Genomic DNA, 22,209 nt, shown 5'->3' on the forward strand with positions numbered 1-22,209 from the left:
AGTTCGGTTCCACACCAAGCGCCAAGTGACATCCTGTCCCGTGTCTCAGCCCCGTGAAATCAGAATGAGAATCAGGAACATCACCGGCACCATCATCAGGGCAGGAATGAAGAGACCGGGCAGGCCGAACAACATGATGGAACAGCCCCACATGCTGAATATCGCACCGGCGGTGTAATACAGATCTTCGGCCTTGCCATTGACCGCATCGCGGGCCAGCCACCCGAATACAGGGATTGCAAAGAAAAGGCGCTGCCAAATCGGCAGGCGGCCGGTCATCTCGATCGCGGTCATTGAGGTCTCCATCTGTTCGTCGCTGATGTGCATATAGGGACGAGGATGCAGGTGCAGAATGTGCGGATCGTCGCAGTGTGACAGCCTATCGCAGGCGGGCCAGAAACGCCGTCAAATCGTCTGTGTAATGGTGGATGTGATCGGCGTCATGTGGGTCGGGCGCCACGTGCACAGTACGCATTCCCATCTCGTGCGGAGCCGCCAGATTGCGCGGATCATCCTCGAACATGGCGGCTTCTTCAGCACGAATCCCATCCTGCGCAAAGATCGCCTCGAAGGCCGCTTTTTCGGGTTTCGGCCGATATCCTGCATGTTCCACGCCATAGATTGCATCGAACAGTCCGGAAAGTCCGCGTGCCTCAAGCACCCGTTCCGCGTAAGGAGCGCTGCCGTTGGTATAGACGATACGCCGCCCGGGCAGGGCGCGTATGTGGTCGGCCAACGCCGCATCCGGGTCCATATGGCTCATGTCTACCTGATGAACGGCGTGCAGATACGGGTCCGGGTCCAGATCATGTTCGGCCATCAATCCGGCAAGGGTGGTGCCGTATTCGCGCCAGTAATGTGCCCGTAAACGGTCCGCTTCGGCCTGATCCACACCTATGGCCCGCATGACATAATCCGTCATCAGCACCTCGATCTGATCGAACAGACGCATGTGTGGCGGGTATAGGGTGTTGTCCAGATCGAACACCCATTGAGTGACATGAGAAAAAGCCGGTTTGACCATAAGCTGGGTGTAGGGCGCGGGCGCGATGTTTTCAATGCTCTACTTGATCGTTCCCCCTTTGGACGGATAGACAGGTCCGAACGAGGAGATAATGAACCCCATGAGCCAAACCCGATCCCCAACCAAGGATGCCTATAGCCTGATACTCGAAGCTATTGATGTGGGTGTCTATAAACCCGGTGATCGTCTGGTGGAAAGCGAGCTGGCCGAACGGTTCGGGGTGTCACGCACGCCGATCCGCGAAGCGTTGCAGCGGCTCGAGACACAGTCTTTGCTGGAACGGGACGGGCGGTCGCTGATCGTGGCGTCGCTGGACCACAACCAGATGGCAGAGCTTTATATCGTACGTCGGGAACTGGAGGGGTTGGCTGCGAGCCTTGCGGCCAAACACGCGACCGAAGAAGAGATCAAAGTTCTGCAAGAGATGGTTATCGAAGATGACAAGCTGGTTGATGACCCATCAGCCTTGTCGCGTGCGAACCGACGCTTCCACGAACAGATTCATCTGGCATCTCATAACCGCTATCTGGTGCAGCAACTTGATCTTGTGCACCGGACAATGGCTCTGATGGCAACGACCTCACTGGCGGTGCAGGGGCGTGGCGAGATCGCCCAAAGTGAGCATAAAGGTATTGTCGAAGCCATAGCCGCAAGGGACGAAGAGGCAGCCGCGCGGGCACTGAAGGATCATATCTCGATCGCGTTCATGACGCGTCTGAAGCAGGACGCAAGCCTGCGCGACAAGTAATTATCACGCGGGCGGCTGATCTTCGCTGGCCTGCCCGTGTTGGGTTTTGTCCCAGAAATATGGGTTCGTCACCAGTTCCCATAAGGCTTTGTAAGCGGCAATGACTCCTAACGGATAGTAAAGGGCCATGGTTGGTACCCAAGGCAACAAAAACCGCCTCTTGCGCGCCAGGACGGCAAGACATCCAACGCAAAAACTCAGCGCTTCAGTTGTCAAAAACAAAAATACAAGTGCCGTAGCTACCTGTTGTGGAACAACTTGCGCCATTGGATTGACCAAACCCAGCGTCGACAGCCAGAACAGCCACAACACAGGGGCCAGTAAGAATTGCCCCAACGTGCCCAGAAAAAACGCCTGAAACCCTAAGAACTGCGCGGCACCCAGATCGCGCAGAAGCTTCTGTGGGGATCGCATGTGCACAAGATACGTCACCATGAAACCCTTGAGCCAGCGCGAACGTTGTTTCACCCAAGGCCAGGCGCGAAAATTTGCTTCTTCATAAGTCGTGGTGTCCACCAGTTCTGTTCGGTACCCGGCCCGGCAAAGCCGCACGCCAAGATCGGCATCCTCAGTCACGTTATGGGCATCCCAGCCACCCAATTCCAACAGCTTGTCTCGACGGAAAAAAAAGGTGGTCCCACCCAGCGGGACGACAAGCCCCAAGCGCGCAATGCCCGGCAGGATGACGCGAAACCAACTGTTGTATTCGATCGTGAAGCAGCGTGCGCGCCAGTTTGTACGCGGGTTGTAGTAATCGAGGCTGCCCTGAAGACACACGACTTGCGGTGCGGACTGCGTGAAATGCGCGACCACCCGTTCGATCTGATCCGGTTGTGGCGCGTCTTCGGCATCCCAGACACCCACATAGTCGCCTCGGCAAAAGTCTAAGGCATAATTCATGGCACGCGGTTTGGTGGTCAGCCCGCCCAATTCGGGTACCTCGACGATCCGCACCCAACTGGGAAGATCCACTTGCGCCAGAGTTGCGCGTGTGACTTCGTCTTTTTCTTCCAGAACCAAGATGACGTCCATAAGCGCCTTGGGGTAGGTCAGTCGTTTCAGCCGTTGAACAAGCGCATCGGCAATCTCTCGTTCCTTGTACAGTGGGACCATGATGGAGACGCATGGCTGTCGTAGCGGGATGGCTGCACGCGAAGCTTCAGGTTTTTTTTGAAAAGAATGGCTCAGATAGGCCAAAGCCCCAGCGACGCGAAGAACAGTGAACAGAATCAAGGTTCCTACGGCCGCGGTGAGCAGAACCGCCAACGCAAACAGCGGGAAAGTTGCGAACAATACAGCAATACCAAGCGCTGCCAGGCTTGGCGCAACGCGCGAGCCGACCGTCCAGTTGCGGCAACTTTGTTCGGCGTCGACCCGTGTCTCAGCAGCTTCGGCCAATGGGCGCGAAAACTGCTCAGCTATTTTTCGGTCGATCTGATCAGAGGCGGCCAGAACCGGGATGATCGTATAGTCGCAATCCTGCATGTCGTGTGTGACAAGTGGAAACCGATCCGGGCGCGCAGTCGCAACTAGCAGAAGTGGGCCAACGCGCATCCACGGAATAACGTTGTGGTTCAACCAAAAACCTACCGGTTTCAAGTCGCTCAGCCCCGGCATGGGCGGGATCTGTTCCAAGTCCGCAATCTGCCAACCGGACTGAACGGACAAGGCGTGCAGGACGTCTTGTCGGGTGGCAAACCCTTCACCCACCAAAATTTCGCCCAAAGGCGCGTTTTGCTGGGATTGCAAATGCAAGGCGTGGTCAAGTTCCGACTGTGTCAGAGTTCCGCCTTCTACCAGACAGGTGCCCAGCGGTTTTCGAAATCCGGGGGCTGGGATTGGAGACGCGGTTGTGAAATTTTGGAGATTAAGTTCAACCATAAAAAGAACCCTGGCACAGTTACCCGTGCTCAGGGTTGTTCAATCAAGGTTAACGTGCCGTTAACACTGAAAAGTTTGAGCGCTATGCGCTTTGCTTTTTCTTTTCCATGGCGTCGGCGAAGCGCTCAAACAGATAGAAACTGTCCTGAGGTCCGGGGGACGCTTCCGGGTGATACTGCACCGAATATACAGGCCGGTCGGTCATGCGGATTCCACAGTTCGAACCGTCAAACAAAGACCGGTGGGTCTCTACAACGCCGTCTGGCAGGGACTGAGCATCAACTGCAAAGCCGTGGTTCATCGATGTGATCTCAACTTTGCCGGTGTCCAGATCCTTGACCGGGTGGTTTGCGCCGTGGTGGCCGTGGTTCATCTTGACCGTCTGGCCGCCCAAGGCCAGCGCTAGCATCTGGTGGCCAAGGCAGATACCGAAAACAGGCAGATCTGTGGTGTCCAGAATCTCTTTGATCATCGGAACAGCGTATTCCCCGGTCGCCGCTGGGTCGCCGGGACCGTTCGATAAAAACACACCATCTGGTTGATGGGCCAGCACTTCGGCCGCAGTGGCCGTTGCAGGCAGCACCGTAACATCGCATCCCGCCGACGCAAGGCAGCGCAGAATGTTGCGTTTCGCGCCGTAGTCGACGGCCACAACCTTGTGCGCAGGGGCTTCCTGCCGCTTGTACCCGTCAGGCCAAGCCCAACGCATTTCATCCCAGCGATAGCTTTGTGCACAGGTTACGTCTTTGGCCAGGTCCATGCCCTCCAGACCGGCAAATCCACGAGCGGCTGCCACCAGCGCTTCTATGTCAAAGTTGCCTTCGGGGTCATGAGCCAGAGCGACATGCGGCGCGCCTTGCTGGCGGATGGCACGCGTCAGGCGACGGGTATCGACGCCGCCGATGGCGATGCGACCGCGACGGGCCAGCCAGCCTTTAAGCTCTTCGGCCGAACGCCAGTTCGAAGGCTCGGTCGGGTCCCATTTGACGACCATTCCTGCAGCAACCGGATCATTGGTTTCGTCATCTTCAGGGTTCACGCCGACATTGCCGATATGCGGGAAGGTGAATGTCACGATCTGACCGGCATAAGACGGGTCGGTCATGATTTCCTGATACCCGGTCATGGCTGTGTTAAAGCACAACTCGGCCACTGTTTGTCCGGTGGCACCAAAGCCTATGCCGTAAAACAATGTCCCATCGGCCAATGCCAGACATGCGGTGGGCTTGGACGGGGCGTTCTGGGCCATGGCGCGACTCTCCTGCAAGGTAAACCGGCGCATACCTAAGGGGGTTGGGCGCTTGGGTCAAGTCTGTTCAAATTTTTGGCTATTGTTGTTTTTCAATGACTTAGGGGTATTCACTCCCTGTTGTGTCAGGCTTTTTGTTTAGATATGGTCGGGGTTCCGTTGTCATGGGGATGGACAAACCAAATGGACATGCGATCACGGGTGAATGCCGCCCTGAAGCAAGCAATGAAGGACAAAGCAGCCGAGCGTCTGTCGACGTTGCGGTTGATCAACGCGGCCATCAAGGACCGCGATATCGCGGCGCGCGCCTTGGACAACGAAGAGGTCAAGGGCTGCGGCGATGTTGAGGTGCTTGAAATCCTTGGTAAAATGACCAAGCAACGCAAAGAAAGCGCGCGTGCCTATGAAGAAGGCGGTCGTTTGGATCTGGCCGAACGCGAGATGCAGGAAGTTGCGGTCATCGAGGAATTTCTGCCCAAGCAGCTGGATGATGACGAGGTGTCAAAGGCGATTCAGACTGCGATCACCGCAACCGGGGCCGGCTCCATCCGAGACATGGGCAAGGTCATGGGCGAGTTGAAAACTCGTTACACCGGACAGATGGATTTTGGCAAAGTTGGCCCGATGGTCAAAGATCACCTTTGCGCGGCATCAAACGGCAACTGCTAAGACAACAAAATGAACGATGACCTACTGCGCGACCGGTTCGCGCAGTCTTGTGTTCAGTTCGTCATAAAGTGTTATCCGTTCTTCTTCAGATAAGAAGGCCCCGATCTCGACCTCGCGCCCATCACCGATAAGGGTGACATAATGGGGGACGGGTCCACCTTTCTCGTGCATTTCCGGCCTTGCCCAAAAGCGATTGCAAGACCATTCCTGTTGGTCTTTGCCTGGAGTGTAATGGACCAGATGCGCTTGTGTGTCAGACAGCGTAAGAACCTCGAAAACACTGCGTGCGCGATAGTTGGTCTGAATGGCCAACCAAAGGCCAAACACCGTGATCAGAAGAAAGGGCAACAGCCCCCACAGAACCACGGACCCCAGCATGGCCAGCAATGGGATCAGGCCAAACAGGAACACCGAAAGTATAGTGATCATCGCACCGCGCGGAGGCAGTGAGTTGTGCGGCCACAGGCGCAGCTCTTGTTCCGTTTCGGATGTCTGATTCCATGTATACGGCATATCGCGAACATAGCGCAGGGCGTTCTTGTGTCGATGGCTTTTGATCAGATGACGTGCCCGACACGCGCCCAGGAAAGGGCATCGTCCAATCGGTCATCTCCCCAGAATACTTCTTGCCGGACAACAAAGCTCGGAGCGCCAAAAACGCCCAGTTTTTCGGCCGTTTCCGTTTCAGCCTCAAGCGCTGCAATAACTTCAGCGCTGCGGGCTCGTCCTAGCGCCAGACGCGGGTCTTGCTGGCAGCGCAACAAGGCCTCAGACAAGGCACCTTCGCTTCCGGCTTCGATACCTTCCTCGAACCAGATGCGATACAAGGCCTGGGTAAAGGATTTGCCCCATCCTTCTTTCATTCCCAGCACAGCAAGTTGGTTGGCCAAAGCCAGGTCAGAGACCGGGTAAGGCGCGGGCAGTTTGGCATGAATGTGGTACTTGGCGCAGCGCCGTTCTATATCGCGCCACATATAGGCTGATTTCACGGGCTTACCTGCAAAGGGAATGTTCTGCTGGGCCGACATGACCGTGCGCACATTGAAGGGTCGCCAGTTTACAGTGGCGTCGTGTTCGGCGCACCACTCATCCAGACGCATCACTGTCAGGAAGCTGTAAGTGCTGCCGATGGAATACCAAAAGTCGATTTCAGGCATAGACGACCCTCCGGCTGTCATGCCTGCATATGATACCCGATTTTGCAGCAATTGGCGAACGTTAGGCACGCAAAAAGAAAAACCCCGCCACTTGGGCGGGGTTTCTTTGGATCATGTTGGGATCAGTGCGCGTGGCCCTTGTCCCAGTCTTCCTGCTTGGGCAGCTGCTCGAACGTGTGTTCGGGCGGCGGCGAAGGCAGGGTCCATTCCAGTGTGTCGGCGTATTCGTTCCACGGGTTCGGACGCGTCTCTTTCGCGCCACGGAACAGGGCATAGAAGACGATGCCAAAGAACAGCAGGAACGAGGCGAATGAGATGAACGCACCAATCGACGATACGAAGTTCCACTGGGCGAATGCCTCGGGGTAGTCGATGTAGCGGCGCGGCATGCCTTGACGGCCCAGGAAGTGCTGCGGGAAGAAGGTCAGGTTGGCGCCAATGAAGAACATCCAGAAGTGAACCTTACCCCAGAACTCGGAATACTGACGGCCTGTCATCTTCGAGAAGTAGAAGTATACGCCAGCGAAGATCGCAAAGACCGCACCCAAGCTCATCACATAGTGGAAGTGTGCCACCACGTAGTACGTGTCGTGATAGGCACGGTCGACACCAGCCTGCGACAGAACCACACCGGTCACACCACCAACGGTGAACAGGAACAGGAAGCCGAAGGCAAACAGCATCGGAGTTTTGAACTCGATGGAACCGCCCCACATGGTCGCAATCCACGAGAAGACCTTAACACCTGTGGGAACCGCAATGACCATCGTGGCCAGCATGAAGTAGGCCTGCTGACGCAGCGACATGCCAACGGTGTACATGTGGTGTGCCCACACGACGAAGCCCAGAACACCAATCGCGATGATCGCCCAGACCATTGGCAGGTAGCCGAAGATCGGCTTGCGCGCGAAGGTCGCGATCACGTGGCTGATGATGCCAAAGCCGGGCAGGATCACGATGTACACTTCCGGGTGGCCGAAGAACCACAGGATGTGCTGATACAGGATCGGATCGCCACCACCGGCCGGGTCAAAGAAGGTGAAACCAAAGTTGCGGTCCATCAGCAGCATGGTGATCGCGCCCGCCAGAACCGGCAGCGAAAGCAGAATCAGCCACGAGGTAACGAAGATCGACCAGCTGAACAGCGGCACCTTGAACAGGGTCATGCCCGGGGCACGCATGTTCAGGAAGGTGGTGATCATGTTGATCGCGCCGAGGATCGAGGAGGCGCCCGATACGTGCACGGCGAAGATCGCAAGGTCCATGGACATGCCGCCCTCGGTCGTGGACAGCGGCGGATACAAAACCCAGCCAACGCCCGAACCAAGCTGGTCGTTACCACCGGGGCTGAGCAGCGAGGCCACACCCAGCGACGTACCGGCGACATAAAGCCAGAAGGACAGGTTATTCATCCGTGGGAACGCCATATCCGGCGCGCCAATCTGCAACGGCATGAAATAGTTGCCAAATCCGCCGAACAAGGCGGGAATGACCACGAAGAACATCATCAGAACACCGTGATAGGTGATCATAACGTTCCAAAGATGCCCGTTGGGGGTACATGGGTCGGCCATGAAGCCTTCCAGACACATGTACTGAACGCCCGGGTGCATCAGCTCGAGCCGCATGTAAACGGTCATCGCCACCGAGATCAGACCGGCCAGGGCCGAAACGATCAGGTACAAAATCCCGATGTCCTTGTGGTTGGTCGACATGAACCAGCGCTGGAAAAAGCTGCGCTCGTCTTCATGGTCGTGACCATGAATGGCTGCGTCTGCCATTATAGGTGCCTCCTGTTGCAACTACACCGCGCAGCCAGACCTCTCCGGCGCGCGGGATTCCTGCTGGTTTTAGAATGCGAAGAGGGCACCTTCAATGGCCGAGTTTGATCTGGATCAAGATTAATTGTCGCGGGCAGGGGGCTGCCGCGCGATTTTCAGGCCTCGAACGGCATCTATCTGGGGATACTCGCCCGGTTTTCAAGCCATACGCACCGGGTTGAAACAGGCGCTTGGCAGATATCCGCCTTGACCGTCATGAACTGGCGTCTCAGAACTACGCCAACACCAGCAATCCGGAGACTGAATATGGCTGACTACGATCCAGACAACATCTTTGCCAAAATCCTGCGCAACGAAATCCCCTCGACCCGCGTGTATGAGGATGACGAGACTCTGGCGTTTATGGACATCATGCCGCGATCCGATGGTCATTTGCTTGTGATTCCGAAAACCCCTTGTCGCAATGTACTGGATGCCACGCCCGAACAACTGGCGGCCGTGATGAATACCGTTCAGAAAATGGCGCAGGCCGCCAAGGCGGCATTTGATGCGGATGGTGTGACGATCCAACAGTTCAATGAAGTGGCAGGTGGGCAAGAGGTCTTCCACCTTCATTTTCACGTTCTGCCGCGTCACGAAGGCGTGTCGATGCGCCTGCCGGGCAACATGGGCGATTTCGATCAGATCGCGCAGCACGCTGAGAAGATCAAAGCTGCTTTATAAAGCTGGGCTTCAGTTTTACGCCCGCGCCGGATTTTTTGACCAACACTCCATTATGGGGCGCGGAAGCCAGTCGTCTATCATGTAAGGGAAAGAGAATTGCCGTTCCGATTTGGGGTCGGAACGGCAGACTCGTAACCAAACACTTCTCGGATTTCGAGGGCGAGCCCTGGATCACCGGTTAACATACCACTCACTCTTGATTGGCAGTTTCATACTACTCGTTAACGCGCCCTTTGTATCTAAAAGAGTTAAATATTAGCTAAAGAAACTGATAAAGCCGGAGCATTGAGGGTTAATTGCGTAAGGCTTCGGAAACAGAGCCATTCGCCTGAGCGTATTGTTTTGATACCTGCGCGCTAACACCGATTCGCTTCGCAGCTCGACGGGTTTGTTCACAGTTCTTTCGGGCCAAAGACTTCTGTAAATGTCTTCTCCAGCGCCGCATCAAGATCGGCCATAGTCACAGGAAGTCCCAGGTCGACCAGAGAGGTCACGCCATACTCAGTTATGCCACACGGCACGATGCCAGAGAAATGCTCCAGATCCGGTTCCACGTTGACCGAGATGCCGTGAAAACTGACCCATTTGCGCAGGCGCAGGCCTATGGCGGCGATCTTGTCTTCCGCAGGCTTGCCGGTCACTGTCAGCGGCTTGTCATCGCGGCGGACCCAAACACCAACGCGCCCGTCGCGAATCTCGCCGTGTACATTGAATTCAGCCAGCGCCGAGATCACCCAGGTCTCCAACTGCTTCACAAACTGGCGCACATCGCGTCCACGCTTGTTGAGATCAAGCATGACATAGGCCACACGCTGACCGGGTCCGTGATACGTGTATTCGCCGCCGCGCTTGCTTTCATAAACCGGAAACCGGTCAGGTTCGGTCAGATCCTCGATCTTGGCTGAGGTGCCTGCGGTATAAAGGGGTGGATGCTCCAGCAGCCAAACGCATTCTTCAGCGTCGCCACGCGCGATCTTGGCGACGCGGGTCTCCATGAAGGCCACGGCGTCGTCATAGCTGGTCAGACCATCGGTGATTTTCCATTCCATGCCGGCCTCATATCCGCCCATAGCGGTCAGGGGAAGGGGTCAGGCGGCCTCGGACAGGCATCGTTGCAAGACTTGCGCATAGGTTTCGGTCCCTTGCGCCCCAGTCAGCAGGTATTTTCCGCAAAACACCATGGACGGTACGCCGGAAATACCCCGGCTGGTCCAGAATTGCTGTTTCTCGCGAACGGGGCCCGTGTGTTGGCCACTCTCAAGCGCTTGCCGTGCAGCTTCAGCATCAAGCCCGACTGATCGAACGGCATCCAGCAAGACTTCAGTGTCCGAGACGTCCTTCTGCTGGGCAAAATACGCATCAAACAGGGCAAGCTTCAGCGGGTGTTGTCGACCTTGCCCTTCCGCCCAATCCAGCAACTGATGTGCGTCAAAAGTATTCACCATCCGGCTGTCGTCGCTGAAGTTGAAAGTAAACCCCAGCTCTGCGCCAATCGAAGTGAGCCTGTCCCGCGCTTGCTGGCTTTGTTCAGCGGTGGTTCCGTATTTCTCCATGATATGCTCGCGCAGATTTTGACCTTCGGGCGGCATGTTCGGGTTCAACTCGAACGGATGCCAACGCAACCGGGCCAAAACACCCTGTTGCTGCAAGGCCGTGTCCAATTGCTTGAAACCAACAATGCACCAAGGGCACACGACGTCAGAAACAATGTCGATCTGAACAATCGGGAGGTTCTCGGATGAGGTCATTTGCGGTTCCTGTCAGATCGGATGCGTTGTGATCAACCTGCTAAATAAGTCCTTCGCAGAGTAATTTAAACCAGAGCGTTTTTGCCTCTTCACATCGCACGCGCCAACGTCTATACGCCGCTCTACCAAGTCACTGGCAGTGCGGTCGTGGCGGAATTGGTAGACGCGCAGCGTTGAGGTCGCTGTGGGGTAACTCCCGTGGAAGTTCGAGTCTTCTCGACCGCACCAAATCATACCTTAATCCTCCGGCACGCTCATTTTCGCAAGCTGCTAGGCACGTGCGCTTCGGACACGGTTATGATGTCTGAAAGGGCAACAAGCTGCTGCCCACTTGCATTGCCAATCCACGGCCCGTAACACAGCCCTGTTCAGGGATGCGAGCTATGCCCTTTCTGGGATGCGCATTTCCTGCACCTCTGAATGCCGGGGCCATGATTGCGGGATGCGTTGATGAGACTAGTCATATCCACGATGAAAGATGAAGGCCCTTTCATTCTTGAGTGGATTGCCTATTACCAATCGATCGGTTTCACGCATTTCATCGTTAACTCGAACGACTGCTCGGATGGCACGGATGCGATCCTCAAACGGTGTGAAGAGCTTGGTTTTCTGGCGCATATCGACAATCCGGGACCGTGGAAACACGGGCCGCAAGCTTCGGCTTATGCCAACGCAATGAAGCATCCCTGGTCGTCCGAGGCCGAGTGGATTCTGGTGTGTGATGTCGATGAATTCTTCGATATTCGCGTCGGCGAAGGCACGCTGGATGACCTTTTCCGAACGTTGCCACACGCAGATGGTTTTGCGGCGCTTTGGCAGATGTTTGGGCACAACGGGATTGTCGAGTTCGAAGACAAATTCGTTATTGAGCAGTTCACGCGAGCAGGTGAGATGGGCATGGTCATGCCGCAGAATTTGCGCGCGTTCAAATCTCTGATCCGCAACAATGGCTCTTATCGTTTGGTCAACACGCATCGACCGCGCGGTCCGATCAAGGGTAAAGTTGAAAACTTCGCTTGGGTCGATGGTGACGGCGATCCGCTGCCACCTGCAATGCGTCGGCGTGGCTGGGCGTTTACAACAACTGGTGCGGCCTTTGGGACTTCATTGTTTCGTATGAACCACTATGCCGTCAGGTCCATTGAAAGCTATCTGATGAAGCGGCTTCGCGGGGATGTGAACACAACGGCGTTTCATCCAAAGATGGAAGCGACCGGGCAGGCCTATTGGCATATGCATTGCTTCAATGATGTCGAAGAACGGTCAGTCCTGTCCAAGTTGGACCGTTTGCGTCACGCGCATAAACGCCTGTGTCAGGATGAAGTCTTGCGCAACCTTCACAAACAGGCCGTTGAGTTTCATAAGTCCCGGATAGCCACAGTTCGCCAAACCGACGCCGCCAAGAGCTTTATTCGGAGGTATCAGAATTTTCGCAGTGGCCAGAACTTGAAAGCCTTGGATTTGGGGGTTCTGGAAGAAGCCAACACTTCGTTCGATGTGGAAGTGTACAAAGACCCCGAAGTCAGTTTTGCGCAGGTCGCGAAATGGAACCGGATCGGGCAAATGGCGATAATCTCGAACAATAAGACGCTGAATTACCCGTGGTTTGTTCGGCTTGATGCCCTGGACACGCCTATGGACTGTAAACAGGCAAAGGCGGAACACGACAAGATCACTGACCCGAAACAGGTCGATCTGCCGTTTGATCCCAGAGACCCCAGTTTTTTGCCGCAAACACCTAAGGAAGTTGAAAGAACGGCAAAGCAGCGCAAGAAATTCCTGAAGTCGATCAGCGGAAAGAAATCCTGGGTCCTGATCGGGCAGGTTGAACCAGAAATCGTCCAGGAAATACTGGATTTGGGGACTGTTGCGCAATTGACTGTAATTGCGCCTTGGGGCTTGTCTTGGAACGGGTTTGCCTGCCCGGACACGACCCAAGATGAGGGCGCGCAGGCGCTTGACCGCGCGTTCTATGCGTTTCTCGAGTATTTCCGCGAGCCCATTCTGTCGGGAAAGTTGCGTGTGTACAGGGCGATGCCTGCCTTGATGTTGAAACTGTTCAAAGATCAAAGCATTGGCGTCGTCGTCATTCGTGGCGTTCGCGCCGAACGCGTTATGCTTCAATTGCTGAGACGGATCGACAGGGTGCTTGCGCCGGGCGGCAGCATCGCCTTCACGTCTTACAGGCGTGGCAAAGGTTCTTATTCGGGTATGTCTGCTGCGATAAACAGGTTCCTGGCGGGCAATGCCGGGTCCTATAGAATAACCAGCTTAGAGCCACCGTGGCTTGGGATCGACAAATTGCCACCGCTTGACAAAGAATAACCCAAGCTTCTGGCTCTTGGGCTGTTGGCGTGGTAGCGATCTTGAAAAGAATAATGCGGGTCGGGTGCCATATGCTTGCGCCTGCTTCGAAAACAGAACGAGGTTGAGATGGCAAACGAACCCCAGATCATTGGTGCTGCGCCCGGGCGTAAGGAAAAGCCGCAGGCCGACAAGGCAACCAAGCGCAAGAACACCAAAGATGCAATCCGCCGCACGTTTCTGTCGCGGCTCCCAAAAGGCGGTGTCGCCGTTGAGATTGGTGTATGGCAAGGAGAGTTCTCGCCGACCATTCTCAAACTGATTGAACCCAGTCAGCTGTTTCTTATCGATCCTTGGAAACACATCGGGGAAGAGACGCACACAACTGCTTTTGTCGGTCGGACCGAAGATGAAAAGATGGAGGCCATCTTTCAGAAAGTGGTCAAGTCGTTCGAAAAAGAGATTGAAGAGGGCAAGGTCGGTATCATTCGGGATTTCTCGGTGCCTGCGCTTGAACTTTTTGATGACGAAAGCATCTCGTTTGCCTATGTCGATGGCGACCATTCTTATGAAGGCGTGACTGCCGATCTGGCGGCACTGTTTCCCAAGATCAAGCCTGGCGGGATCATGGCCTTTGATGACTACCACCGTCGTGGCTGGTGGGGTGATGGCGTGATCCGGGCGGTGAATGAGTTTCTTGGCAAGCACCCACGCGCGTTGCGTATCCGGGCAATTGCCGGTGCTCAGATTGCCATAGAAAAGATTGTTCCGCAGGATGACAGCAAAGGGCGGGCCAGTTAAGCGGCGAGATTGAGTGGCAGCTATGGTTAAGCCTGAAAAAATCCTCATTACCGCGATGAAAAACGAGGGGCCCTATATTCTGGAATGGGTCGCCCATCACAAGGTTTTGGGGTTCGAACGGATTATTGTCTATACAAATGACTGTACGGACGGCACAAACCAGATACTTCGTCGCTTGCAGGACTTGGGACATGTCGAGTTTCACAAAAACCGCGTTGGAACAGGTGGGATTCACCGATCCGCTCTCAGACAGGCGCGTCGCCTACCGGTCGTGAAAGAAGCCAAGTGGATCTACGTGGGCGATGCGGACGAGTTTCTGAACATTCACGTCGGCAATAACAAGCTGGACGACCTGATCGAAGCGACACCGGGTGTCGATGTCATCTCGATCCCATGGAAGATTTTTTCCAACAGCGGTCGGCATGTGATGCGTGATGCGCCTGTGACGCAGCAGTTCTTCGACGGCGAGTTGGACTATGAACAGGGCGGGGCAGGGCGTCGTTTTGTGAAATCCATGTTCCGGCAAGGTGAAGTTTATTTGCGCTATGGCCTTCACAACCCACATCCCCGGGCCGAGTATCAGGCGGCGGTTTTCCGTTCCGTGCCAGGAGGGCATGCGAAGGAGCCCGCGCCTTTTGGCAACCACGTCTCGCCACCCTTTGGCTTTGAAATCGCGCAAATAAACCACTATGCGGTTCGGTCTACACAGGCTTACCTGGCCAAACGCAGCAGGGGCAGGGCAAACCATTCATCTCAGACACTTGGTACGGACTACTGGGATCGCTGGAACCGCGGCGGTGCAACGGATGAGACAATCCTGCGATACAAGGATGAGGTTGACGCGGTGTTGGAGGAGTTTCGAGCAGATGACCGGCTCAAACGATTGCACAGAAAGTCCTTCCGCTGGCACAAGTCGCTGATCAACGATCTTCTGAAACAGCCGGATTATAACGAACTGTACCAGAAACTGCTGGCCAAACCAGCGGTGGAGTTTGTCAAAAAAGACCGCATTGTGCGGGAGCGTCTTTCGGCTGAACCCACCCCTGCGTCCGGCGAGCAGCGGCCAGAGTCCTAACAGATCACCCCTCGGAGAAAAAAACTATGGCTGCGGATCGCTCTCTTCCGACGATTGGGATGCTCTGGATGGAAGGCCGTCTGAGTTTTCTGGAACAAATGTGCATGTTGTCCTTTATCGAACAGGGTCACAGGCTGGTTTTGTTTCACTATGGACAAGTCGAAAACGTGCCGTCTGGCGTTGAGTTGGTATCGGCCAACGAAGTGCATGAGCCGCAACAGTTCATCATGAACAACCAGTTCAAAACGCCGGTTCCGCAATCTGACATCTTCAGATTGCAGTTGATGAAGAAGACGGATTTCCTTTGGTGTGATACGGATGTGGTGGCGCTTTCTCCGATCCCAAGGGCAGATCATATCTTTGGTTACTTCAACAGGGACACGATCTGTAATGCCGTGATGCGGCTGCCCTCTGACAGTCCGGCACTGGACGCGTATGTTGAGTACAGCAATGATCCTTACCCGATCCGTCCCTGGGTCGAAGGCGATGAACGGGCAGAGCTTGAGCGGATGAAGCGCGCCGGCGAGTTGCCGCATGCTTCGGATCAGGAGCACAGCGTTTACGGACCGGGTGTCATGACATGGTATCTGCGCCAACATGACGAACTGAAACATGCCAGTCCAATCTCGGTGTTTTATCCGTTGCCGTTCCGTCAGGCCGGGCAAGCCAACGATATTCACGTCCGAGAGTTCAGAGAGACATACATCAAGGACGACACTCTCGCGGTGCACCTGTGGGGGCGCCGGATGCGCTGGTGGATCGCCAACGGAATCAAACGGCATTCTTTCCTGGACAGACGTTTGCGGAACCTGGGCATCCGAGCAAGTGATGCGCCCCTTCCGCGCCATGGCAGAAAGGGGCCCAAACCGATCGAATTTCCGGCCGACCTTCCTGCGTTGCGGCCAACAACAGACGACATCCAAAAAGCCACAGGCGGCGCAATGTCTACGGCCCTGCTGTCAGACAGGGAAGACTATCTGAAAGTCGCGCAGGCAGAGCTGGACAGGATCCAGGCTAACAATCTCTATGGCGTGAACAATCCGCCCCCTCCGGGCCGTTTGCGTGGCTGGGATCACTACGGCAGTGAGGCCGCGCGGCTGAATGCACTTGCCTTGTCGCTGTTCAACTATGCCGAAAGCCACCGTCGTCTGCCTGATCTCCTTGCACCGAAAACCTTTTCGGAAAAGCTGTTGATAATGAAGTTGTTCGGCGCTGTTCCGGACGCGGTTGTCGCAGAACAAGACAAAGCTTTGGAACATGTGCCGGACCGTCTGACTGTGCCAAGGTGTGTATGGCGCTCACACTCACCGACCCTTCCCGAGGCGCTTTCTGGTGAGCCTGGAGGATACAGCCTGAAAGGCTCGGCCAGCGTAACGCACAGAATTGGTGTGTCGCTTCCGCTAGACGACGCTGAGCGCGACGCGGCAGACAATCAGATGGCCGCGTGGCACAAAACCAAAACGCCGGAAGGGTTCTGGACCGGGGACTGGTGGCGCGTTACCCGGCAGCCCAGCTATTGTCTTGAGGAAGACCTGACAGCCGGTGAACCAACAGTCACCGACTGGCAGTTCTGGGTGATCGCAGGCTGTGTTCATTTGGTACAGGTTGACCGTGACCGGGGGCGCGGACGCATTCAGATGCTGCACGACCGAGACTATACATTCCTTTCAGAAGAGTTGTTTTTCCCCACCAGTTCGGACTCAGAGCCGCGGCCCGCGCAATTCGACGAGATGGTCCGGATCGCAGAAACTCTGGCGCAGGACGTCGAATTTGCCAGAGTAGATTTGAGCTTGGTGGGGGAAAGGATCTGCCTGCGCGAGGTCACTCTGTCCCCGATTGCTGGAAAACAGAAGATACGTTCAGATGCACTGGATGAGCGGTTGGGCGCGGTTTGGGTCGGTACGTCTTTGTTCCCAAACGAAAATTAGTCTGCACGCCAGAACTGGTGTGCGGGCGAGGTGTTCGCCCTTGCTTACTCGACCGCAATTTCCTGACGCAGCTTACCGGTTGTTTTGTCAAAGATCAGAACACGGTTGTCATCCGTGACAACCGCGTACCAGTTGGAACCGATGGTCAGCGCCTGGGCCTTTGCACCGCCTGGTAACTCGATCTGATCCGGAAGGGTGGGGGTACGGTCCGATAGGCGGATGACAATCAGGGCGAATGTCACTAGAACCCCGCCAATCATCACCGCGGTCAACAACATGACCATCCGCCGCAGCAATCGCAGCTGCGGTGTTTCCTGCGGTTCTTGGGGTTCGGAAGGGACAGTCATGGGCACCCGCCAGATTGAGTTTCAGATCGCGGCTGATCCGCCGTCACGCCTTGATAAGGCGCTTTCAAGGGATGTGCCAGATGGTGAAAACCTGTCGCGCACCCGGCTCGCGCGCCTGATCGAAGAGGGTGCGGTTCAGATCGACGGGCGCGAGGCGCGTGACCCCAAGGCAAAAGTCGCGGAAGGGGCACAAATTACCATAATCGTGGCCGAGGCCGAGGACAGCCATATCGGCCCCGAAGACATCCCGCTTGAGGTCGTCTTTGAAGATGCGGATGTGATCGTGGTGAACAAACCCGCAGGCATGGTCGTGCATCCCGCGCCGGGTTCGCCCAGCGGTACATTGGTAAACGCGTTGCTGCACCATTGCGGGGATGATCTGTCAGGTGTTGGTGGGGTCAAGCGCCCGGGCATCGTGCATCGTATCGACAAGGAAACCAGTGGTCTTCTGGTGGTTGCCAAATCGGATGCAGCGCATCACGGTCTGGCTGCGCAGTTTGCCGATCACAGCGTCGAGCGGTATTACCGCGCTGTGTGTTACGGGGTGCCGGACGCCAACGATCCACGTTTGCGCGGTGTCAAAGGGGTCAGTTTCGAGCCCGGCAACATCATGCGTGTGACCACGCAGCTTGCGCGGCACAAGACCGACCGTCAGAGGCAGGCCGTTCTGTTCCATGGGGGTCGCCACGCAGTAACGCGTGCCCGGGTTGTCGAAAGCTATGGAACACCTGCGGGGCTGGCCTTGATCGAATGCTGGCTGGAAACCGGGCGCACCCATCAAATCCGGGTCCATTTGGCCCATGCAGGGCATGGGCTGGTCGGAGACCCGGTTTACGGCGGCAAGCGCAAGCTGTCTGCCAAGGCGTTTTCAGTTTCGGCCGCCGAATCTGTCCGCGATTTCCCGCGTCAGGCCCTTCATGCTGCGGTTTTGGGGTTCGAACATCCCGTGACGGGCGACAACCTTCGGTTCGAAGCCGACCTTCCGCAGGACATGGAAACCCTGATTGCAGGCCTGCGCACACCCCTGTCACAATAAGCAAAGTCCCGTGAGAAAGAGTTTCTTATCTTCCCTTAACAGAAGATTAATTTCAGACTGATAACAGCACCTCTTGAATAGGCAGGGTTCCTTACCCATATCCTATGTTAAAGACTTAAACATTTGTCGGAGGGACATCATAATGGCAAATTACGCAAATCTCCCCGCACCGACGCCCGAGGGCGGCCTGAATCGCTATATGCAGGAAATTCGCAAGTTTCCTCTGCTTGAGCCGGAAGAAGAATACATGCTGGCCAAGCGCTGGGTCGAAGAGCAGGACACTGAAGCCGCACATAAGATGGTGACATCTCACCTGCGCCTGGCGGCCAAAATCGCCATGGGCTATCGCGGCTACGGACTGCCACAGGCCGAAGTTATTTCCGAGGCGAATGTCGGCCTGATGCAGGCGGTGAAGCGGTTTGATCCTGAAAAAGGCTTCCGTCTTGCGACCTATGCCATGTGGTGGATCCGCGCCTCGATTCAGGAATATATCCTGCGGTCGTGGTCATTGGTGAAGCTGGGTACAACCTCGGCTCAGAAAAAGCTGTTCTTCAACCTGCGCAAGGCCAAGGCCCGTATCGGCGCGTTGGAGGAAGGCGACCTGCGTCCTGAAAACGTCAAGCAGATCGCCAATGATCTGGGCGTGACCGAAGAAGAAGTCATCAGCATGAACCGCCGTATGTCCGGTGGGGATGCCTCGCTGAACGCGACCGTGGGGTCCGAAGGCGAAGGCACGATGCAATGGCAAGATTGGCTGGAAGATGAAGATGCCGATCAGGCGGGCGACTATGAGGCGCGCGATGAACTGGAAGCACGCCGCGAGTTGCTGACTGCTGCTCTGGATGTGCTGAACGATCGGGAAAAGGACATTCTGACTCAGCGCCGCTTGATGGATCAGCCTGTGACTCTGGAAGAGCTGAGCACGCAGTACAACGTCAGCCGCGAACGTATCCGTCAGATCGAGGTGCGGGCGTTTGAGAAGCTGCAAAAGAAGATGCGGGATCTTGCCCGTGAAAAAGGCATGCTGGCGACCAGCTGACAGTAACACCAGCCCGCGATTTCTGCGGGCTGGTCTTTTTTTGATTCACACGAAAACAAAGTCGTCTTCGGACAGTTGCCCGGGACGAACCCCTGTAAGAACGATGGTGTCGCCGTCGTCTAATTCAATTGTTGTTCGGAAGAAACCGCCCGAGATATCGTCTTCGATGTCTTCAAAGCTGGTAATCCCTTCATATCCGGACAGATCAATCGTGTCTCTGCCAGCGCGAAAATCGACAATCCAGTCGTCTCCATCACCGTTTTCGATCACGAACGTATCTCTGCCGCGCCCGCCGAACAGGATGTCATTACCGGCGCCTCCGTCAATCAAGTCAGCACCGCGACCACCGTAAATACTGTCGTTACCATCGTCGCCGCGCAAAATATCCTTGCCGCGACCTCCGAATATGATGTCGTTCCCGTCGCCACCCAAGGCTACGTCATTTCCGGAACCGGCATTGATGATGTCGCGACCTCCGCCACCATGGATGAAATCCTGTCCTCTTCCCGTGAAGATGAACTCATCAGTGTCGTCGCCAATTACGAAGTCTGTGTTTTCCTGACCCAAGATGCTTGAAACTGATACTGGCAAAAGAACACCGTCCAACACGTGGATGATCCCATTTGATGCGTCCACGTCAAAAGCCACGAGGTTTGGATCAGCGATGGCCTCATCCGCGTCACCCAGACTCGGTGGGTTAGATTCGAGGTTCAGTTCAAGCGATGAGCCAAGCAGAGTTTCAATCTCAGCGCCGCTGCCAAGTGATACAACTGCATCTTTGGTGAATTCACCATCAACCACGTGATAAAGAAGGATATCGGTCAACAGAGGTATCGGGTCTCCGCCACCCAGAAGCGTGAGTGCTTTGATCACAAAGCTCAGTGAGCCGGCCTCGTCAGAGCCCGTGTAGCCAAGGGCTTGGGCCAAAGCAATGAAGGCCGAGTCTTTTGGCGCGAAAACAGTCAAATCAACCTCGGAGCTATCCAATGTGCTGGCGAGGCCTGCTGCGATAACGGCTTCACGCAAAATGTCGAAATCGTCTGAGTTGTCGTCAAAAGTTCCTGGTTCGCCACTGTTCAAGACGATTCCGGTTATGGTTTGCTGATCCTCGGTCGTCGTCTGCATATCCATCATTTTTGGTTCACTCCCACCCAATTGGTTGCTTCTGATCACAGAAAGCGCTGAGCATTTTATGCCGCACACCTGTTGATAAAGTTGCTACGAGGGAGACAGCGAAACGGATCAAGAAAATTGAATGAGTAGCGGCCGCTCACCATGTATGTTACGGGAAAGGCGGATTTAATTTCGGCAAGTGATGCAAGGCTCAAGTCGCCGGTGCGCGAAGTAAGCGGGCGGTGTGACGCCAACACCAAAGGAAATAAGCTGATGGAACAACCTGTTCAGTTTGGCGTATTGGGGGCCGCGAAATTCGCGCGTGAGCATATGGCTCCGGCAATACACGCGGCCAATGGTGCTCGTTTGGCTGCGTTGGCAACATCTGACGCAGCGAAGGCAGACCCATTTCTGTCCTTTTGCCCGGACCTCAGCGTATTGAACAGCTACGAGGTTTTGTTGTCAGATCCTGGCATCGACGCGGTTTACATCCCTTTGCCGAACCACATGCATGTCGAGTGGAGCCTTAGGGCAATGGACGCCGGAAAACACGTACTGTGCGAAAAACCCATGACCATGAAGGCCGCTGAGTTTGACCAACTGATCGCCAAGCGCGACCAGACCGGGGTGCTTGCGGCCGAAGCCTATATGATCGTGCATCATCCCCAGTGGCAGCTGGCACGTGATCTGATCGCGGATGGTGCCATCGGGAATTTGGTGCATGTGACCGGCGCGTTCAGTTTTGACAATCGGGCGGACACGGGGAACATCCGCAACCGGGCCGAAACGGGCGGCGGCGGATTGCGGGACATTGGTGTCTACGTCATCGGTGGCGCGCGCTTTGCCACTGGAGCAGAGCCCATAGCAGTACAATCTGCGATCCGTTGGCAGAACGACATAGACACCTTTACCGAAATCCGTGCCCAATTCCCTGGCTTTACCTATTCGGCTTACGTGTCCATCCGAATGCACCCACATCAGGAAATGGTGTTTCATGGCGAGGGCGGTCTGATCCGTCTGACAACGCCTTTCAATGCGCGTGTGTTTGGCGAGGCACGGGTAGAGCTGCACCGCCCGGGTCTGGAAGTTCAAGTCACCAGGTTCCCAGGTGCAAACCATTACAAGCTACAGGTGGAAGCGTTCTGCCGGTCGATCCGGGACGGTGCGGATTATCCCTGCCCACTAGAGTTTTCGCGCGGCACGCAAGAGGTGATTGACCGTGTATTTGAAGACGCGGTGTCGCTGTAACTTGCTCAGAGGCTAGCGGCTCGGCTATCCTGTCGTTCCATGTTGCAGGAGGAATCCCATGGCCGGTGGCTGGGCACGCGACGGAGCGGTAAGCGAACAGATCGAAGCTTCGATTTCGGACGAGCTGGCGCGAATGCAAGCGCAGAAGCGCCCCGTTGGCGAAAGCCTGACCCATTGCGCGGAGTGCGAAGAGCCGATTCCTGAAAAGCGACGCGCTGCGCTGCCGGGCGTGAAACTTTGCCTTGATTGCCAACAAGAGCGGGACGGAGCGTTTAAAGCACGAGGCGGAATGAACCGCCGGGGTTCTAAAGACAGCCAGCTAAAGTGAGTGGGGCTCA

General features: G+C 55.7%; 22 protein-coding genes and 1 tRNA gene. 12 read left to right on the forward strand and 11 right to left on the reverse strand.

The annotated features are described in order from the left end of the window. Positions 1 to 45: 45 nt before the first annotated feature. Both ACR0EV_RS03000 and ACR0EV_RS03005 read right to left on the reverse strand, forming a co-directional pair. Positions 46 to 294 (reverse strand): hypothetical protein, encoded by a 249-nt coding sequence (locus ACR0EV_RS03000; protein WP_480798731.1) that lies wholly within the window; start codon positions 292 to 294, stop codon positions 46 to 48. 85 nt (positions 295 to 379) lie between these two features. After that, on the reverse strand, positions 380 to 1,024 hold the full coding sequence (locus tag ACR0EV_RS03005; protein ID WP_480798732.1) for a pyrimidine 5'-nucleotidase: 645 nt from the start codon (positions 1,022 to 1,024) through the stop codon (positions 380 to 382). Positions 1,025 to 1,124: 100 nt separating this feature from the next. Between ACR0EV_RS03005 and ACR0EV_RS03010 the strand changes: the two genes are divergently transcribed. Next, positions 1,125 to 1,772 carry a GntR family transcriptional regulator gene (locus ACR0EV_RS03010; protein ID WP_171089400.1) on the forward strand — a complete coding sequence of 216 codons (648 nt, stop codon included), beginning with the start codon at positions 1,125 to 1,127 and terminating at the stop codon, positions 1,770 to 1,772. Between the two features lie 3 nt (positions 1,773 to 1,775). Here ACR0EV_RS03010 and ACR0EV_RS03015 read toward each other — a convergent pair whose 3' ends face one another. Together ACR0EV_RS03015 and carA are read right to left on the reverse strand one after the other, a co-directional pair. Continuing rightward, on the reverse strand, positions 1,776 to 3,653 hold the full coding sequence (locus ACR0EV_RS03015; protein ID WP_480798733.1) for a glycosyltransferase: 1,878 nt from the start codon (positions 3,651 to 3,653) through the stop codon (positions 1,776 to 1,778). Positions 3,654 to 3,735: 82 nt separating this feature from the next. Then, entirely contained in the window at positions 3,736 to 4,902 is a 1,167-nt protein-coding gene (carA, locus tag ACR0EV_RS03020) for a glutamine-hydrolyzing carbamoyl-phosphate synthase small subunit (protein ID WP_480798734.1), read from the reverse strand. A gap of 183 nt (positions 4,903 to 5,085) precedes the next feature. Between carA and ACR0EV_RS03025 the strand changes: the two genes are divergently transcribed. Then, entirely contained in the window at positions 5,086 to 5,571 is a 486-nt protein-coding gene (locus ACR0EV_RS03025) for a GatB/YqeY domain-containing protein (RefSeq protein WP_480798735.1), read from the forward strand. 21 nt (positions 5,572 to 5,592) lie between these two features. Here the strand turns inward: ACR0EV_RS03025 and ACR0EV_RS03030 are convergent, their stop codons facing one another. From ACR0EV_RS03030 to ctaD, 3 genes are all read right to left on the reverse strand, one after another. Further along, entirely contained in the window at positions 5,593 to 6,084 is a 492-nt protein-coding gene (locus tag ACR0EV_RS03030) for a DUF2244 domain-containing protein (RefSeq protein ID WP_480798736.1), read from the reverse strand. A 44-nt stretch (positions 6,085 to 6,128) separates the two neighbouring features. Beyond that, positions 6,129 to 6,728, reverse strand: a complete 600-nt coding sequence (locus ACR0EV_RS03035) for a DsbA family protein (RefSeq protein WP_480798737.1) — start codon at positions 6,726 to 6,728, stop codon at positions 6,129 to 6,131. 122 nt (positions 6,729 to 6,850) lie between these two features. Then, the gene (ctaD, locus tag ACR0EV_RS03040) at positions 6,851 to 8,509 is read right to left on the reverse strand and encodes a cytochrome c oxidase subunit I (protein ID WP_171089416.1); all 1,659 of its coding nucleotides are present in this window, start codon (positions 8,507 to 8,509) and stop codon (positions 6,851 to 6,853) included. Between the two features lie 306 nt (positions 8,510 to 8,815). Between ctaD and ACR0EV_RS03045 the strand changes: the two genes are divergently transcribed. Then, the gene (locus ACR0EV_RS03045) at positions 8,816 to 9,232 is read left to right on the forward strand and encodes an HIT family protein (protein ID WP_480798738.1); all 417 of its coding nucleotides are present in this window, start codon (positions 8,816 to 8,818) and stop codon (positions 9,230 to 9,232) included. Between the two features lie 392 nt (positions 9,233 to 9,624). On the opposite strand, the gene lipB is transcribed toward ACR0EV_RS03045, so the two are convergent. Further along, the gene (gene lipB, locus ACR0EV_RS03050; protein ID WP_480798739.1) at positions 9,625 to 10,281 is read right to left on the reverse strand and encodes a lipoyl(octanoyl) transferase LipB; all 657 of its coding nucleotides are present in this window, start codon (positions 10,279 to 10,281) and stop codon (positions 9,625 to 9,627) included. A gap of 39 nt (positions 10,282 to 10,320) precedes the next feature. Continuing rightward, positions 10,321 to 10,980: a DsbA family oxidoreductase gene (locus ACR0EV_RS03055; protein ID WP_480798740.1), complete on the reverse strand. Its 660-nt coding sequence runs from the start codon at positions 10,978 to 10,980 to the stop codon at positions 10,321 to 10,323. A gap of 141 nt (positions 10,981 to 11,121) precedes the next feature. On the opposite strand from ACR0EV_RS03055, the gene ACR0EV_RS03060 reads away from it, so the two are divergent. The 5 genes from ACR0EV_RS03060 to ACR0EV_RS03080 all read left to right on the forward strand — a co-directional run bounded on the left by ACR0EV_RS03060 (position 11,122) and on the right by ACR0EV_RS03080 (position 17,088). Then, positions 11,122 to 11,208: transfer RNA gene (locus tag ACR0EV_RS03060), tRNA-Leu, on the forward strand. Between the two features lie 222 nt (positions 11,209 to 11,430). After that, positions 11,431 to 13,305: a glycosyltransferase family 2 protein gene (locus ACR0EV_RS03065; RefSeq protein WP_480798741.1), complete on the forward strand. Its 1,875-nt coding sequence runs from the start codon at positions 11,431 to 11,433 to the stop codon at positions 13,303 to 13,305. A gap of 108 nt (positions 13,306 to 13,413) precedes the next feature. Beyond that, complete coding sequence (locus tag ACR0EV_RS03070; protein ID WP_480798742.1) at positions 13,414 to 14,085, forward strand: class I SAM-dependent methyltransferase; 672 nt, start codon at positions 13,414 to 13,416, stop codon at positions 14,083 to 14,085. Between the two features lie 22 nt (positions 14,086 to 14,107). Beyond that, positions 14,108 to 15,160, forward strand: a complete 1,053-nt coding sequence (locus ACR0EV_RS03075; protein ID WP_480798743.1) for a glycosyltransferase family 2 protein — start codon at positions 14,108 to 14,110, stop codon at positions 15,158 to 15,160. A gap of 26 nt (positions 15,161 to 15,186) precedes the next feature. Next, a complete protein-coding gene (locus tag ACR0EV_RS03080) occupies positions 15,187 to 17,088 on the forward strand; it encodes an ATP-grasp fold amidoligase family protein (RefSeq protein WP_480798744.1) in 1,902 nt (633 codons plus the stop codon). A 44-nt stretch (positions 17,089 to 17,132) separates the two neighbouring features. Here the strand turns inward: ACR0EV_RS03080 and ACR0EV_RS03085 are convergent, their stop codons facing one another. Further along, positions 17,133 to 17,435 (reverse strand): DUF6476 family protein, encoded by a 303-nt coding sequence (locus ACR0EV_RS03085; protein ID WP_480798745.1) that lies wholly within the window; start codon positions 17,433 to 17,435, stop codon positions 17,133 to 17,135. Between ACR0EV_RS03085 and ACR0EV_RS03090 the strand changes: the two genes are divergently transcribed. Then, positions 17,434 to 18,471: an RluA family pseudouridine synthase gene (locus ACR0EV_RS03090; RefSeq protein ID WP_480798746.1), complete on the forward strand. Its 1,038-nt coding sequence runs from the start codon at positions 17,434 to 17,436 to the stop codon at positions 18,469 to 18,471. The two genes, ACR0EV_RS03085 and ACR0EV_RS03090, sit on opposite strands and share 2 nt — an antisense overlap. Before the next feature lie 142 nt (positions 18,472 to 18,613). Next, positions 18,614 to 19,510 carry an RNA polymerase sigma factor RpoH gene (rpoH, locus tag ACR0EV_RS03095; RefSeq protein WP_171089435.1) on the forward strand — a complete coding sequence of 299 codons (897 nt, stop codon included), beginning with the start codon at positions 18,614 to 18,616 and terminating at the stop codon, positions 19,508 to 19,510. A gap of 45 nt (positions 19,511 to 19,555) precedes the next feature. Here the strand turns inward: rpoH and ACR0EV_RS03100 are convergent, their stop codons facing one another. Continuing rightward, positions 19,556 to 20,644: a fasciclin domain-containing protein gene (locus tag ACR0EV_RS03100; RefSeq protein ID WP_480798747.1), complete on the reverse strand. Its 1,089-nt coding sequence runs from the start codon at positions 20,642 to 20,644 to the stop codon at positions 19,556 to 19,558. 252 nt (positions 20,645 to 20,896) lie between these two features. On the opposite strand from ACR0EV_RS03100, the gene ACR0EV_RS03105 reads away from it, so the two are divergent. Both ACR0EV_RS03105 and ACR0EV_RS03110 read left to right on the forward strand, forming a co-directional pair. Next, entirely contained in the window at positions 20,897 to 21,871 is a 975-nt protein-coding gene (locus tag ACR0EV_RS03105) for a Gfo/Idh/MocA family protein (RefSeq protein WP_480798748.1), read from the forward strand. A 58-nt stretch (positions 21,872 to 21,929) separates the two neighbouring features. After that, positions 21,930 to 22,199, forward strand: coding sequence for a DksA/TraR family C4-type zinc finger protein (locus tag ACR0EV_RS03110; RefSeq protein ID WP_480798749.1), 270 nt, complete (start codon positions 21,930 to 21,932; stop codon positions 22,197 to 22,199). Positions 22,200 to 22,209: the final 10 nt, after the last annotated feature.

The sequence above is a fragment of the Ruegeria sp. CF8 genome (genome assembly GCF_056537285.1).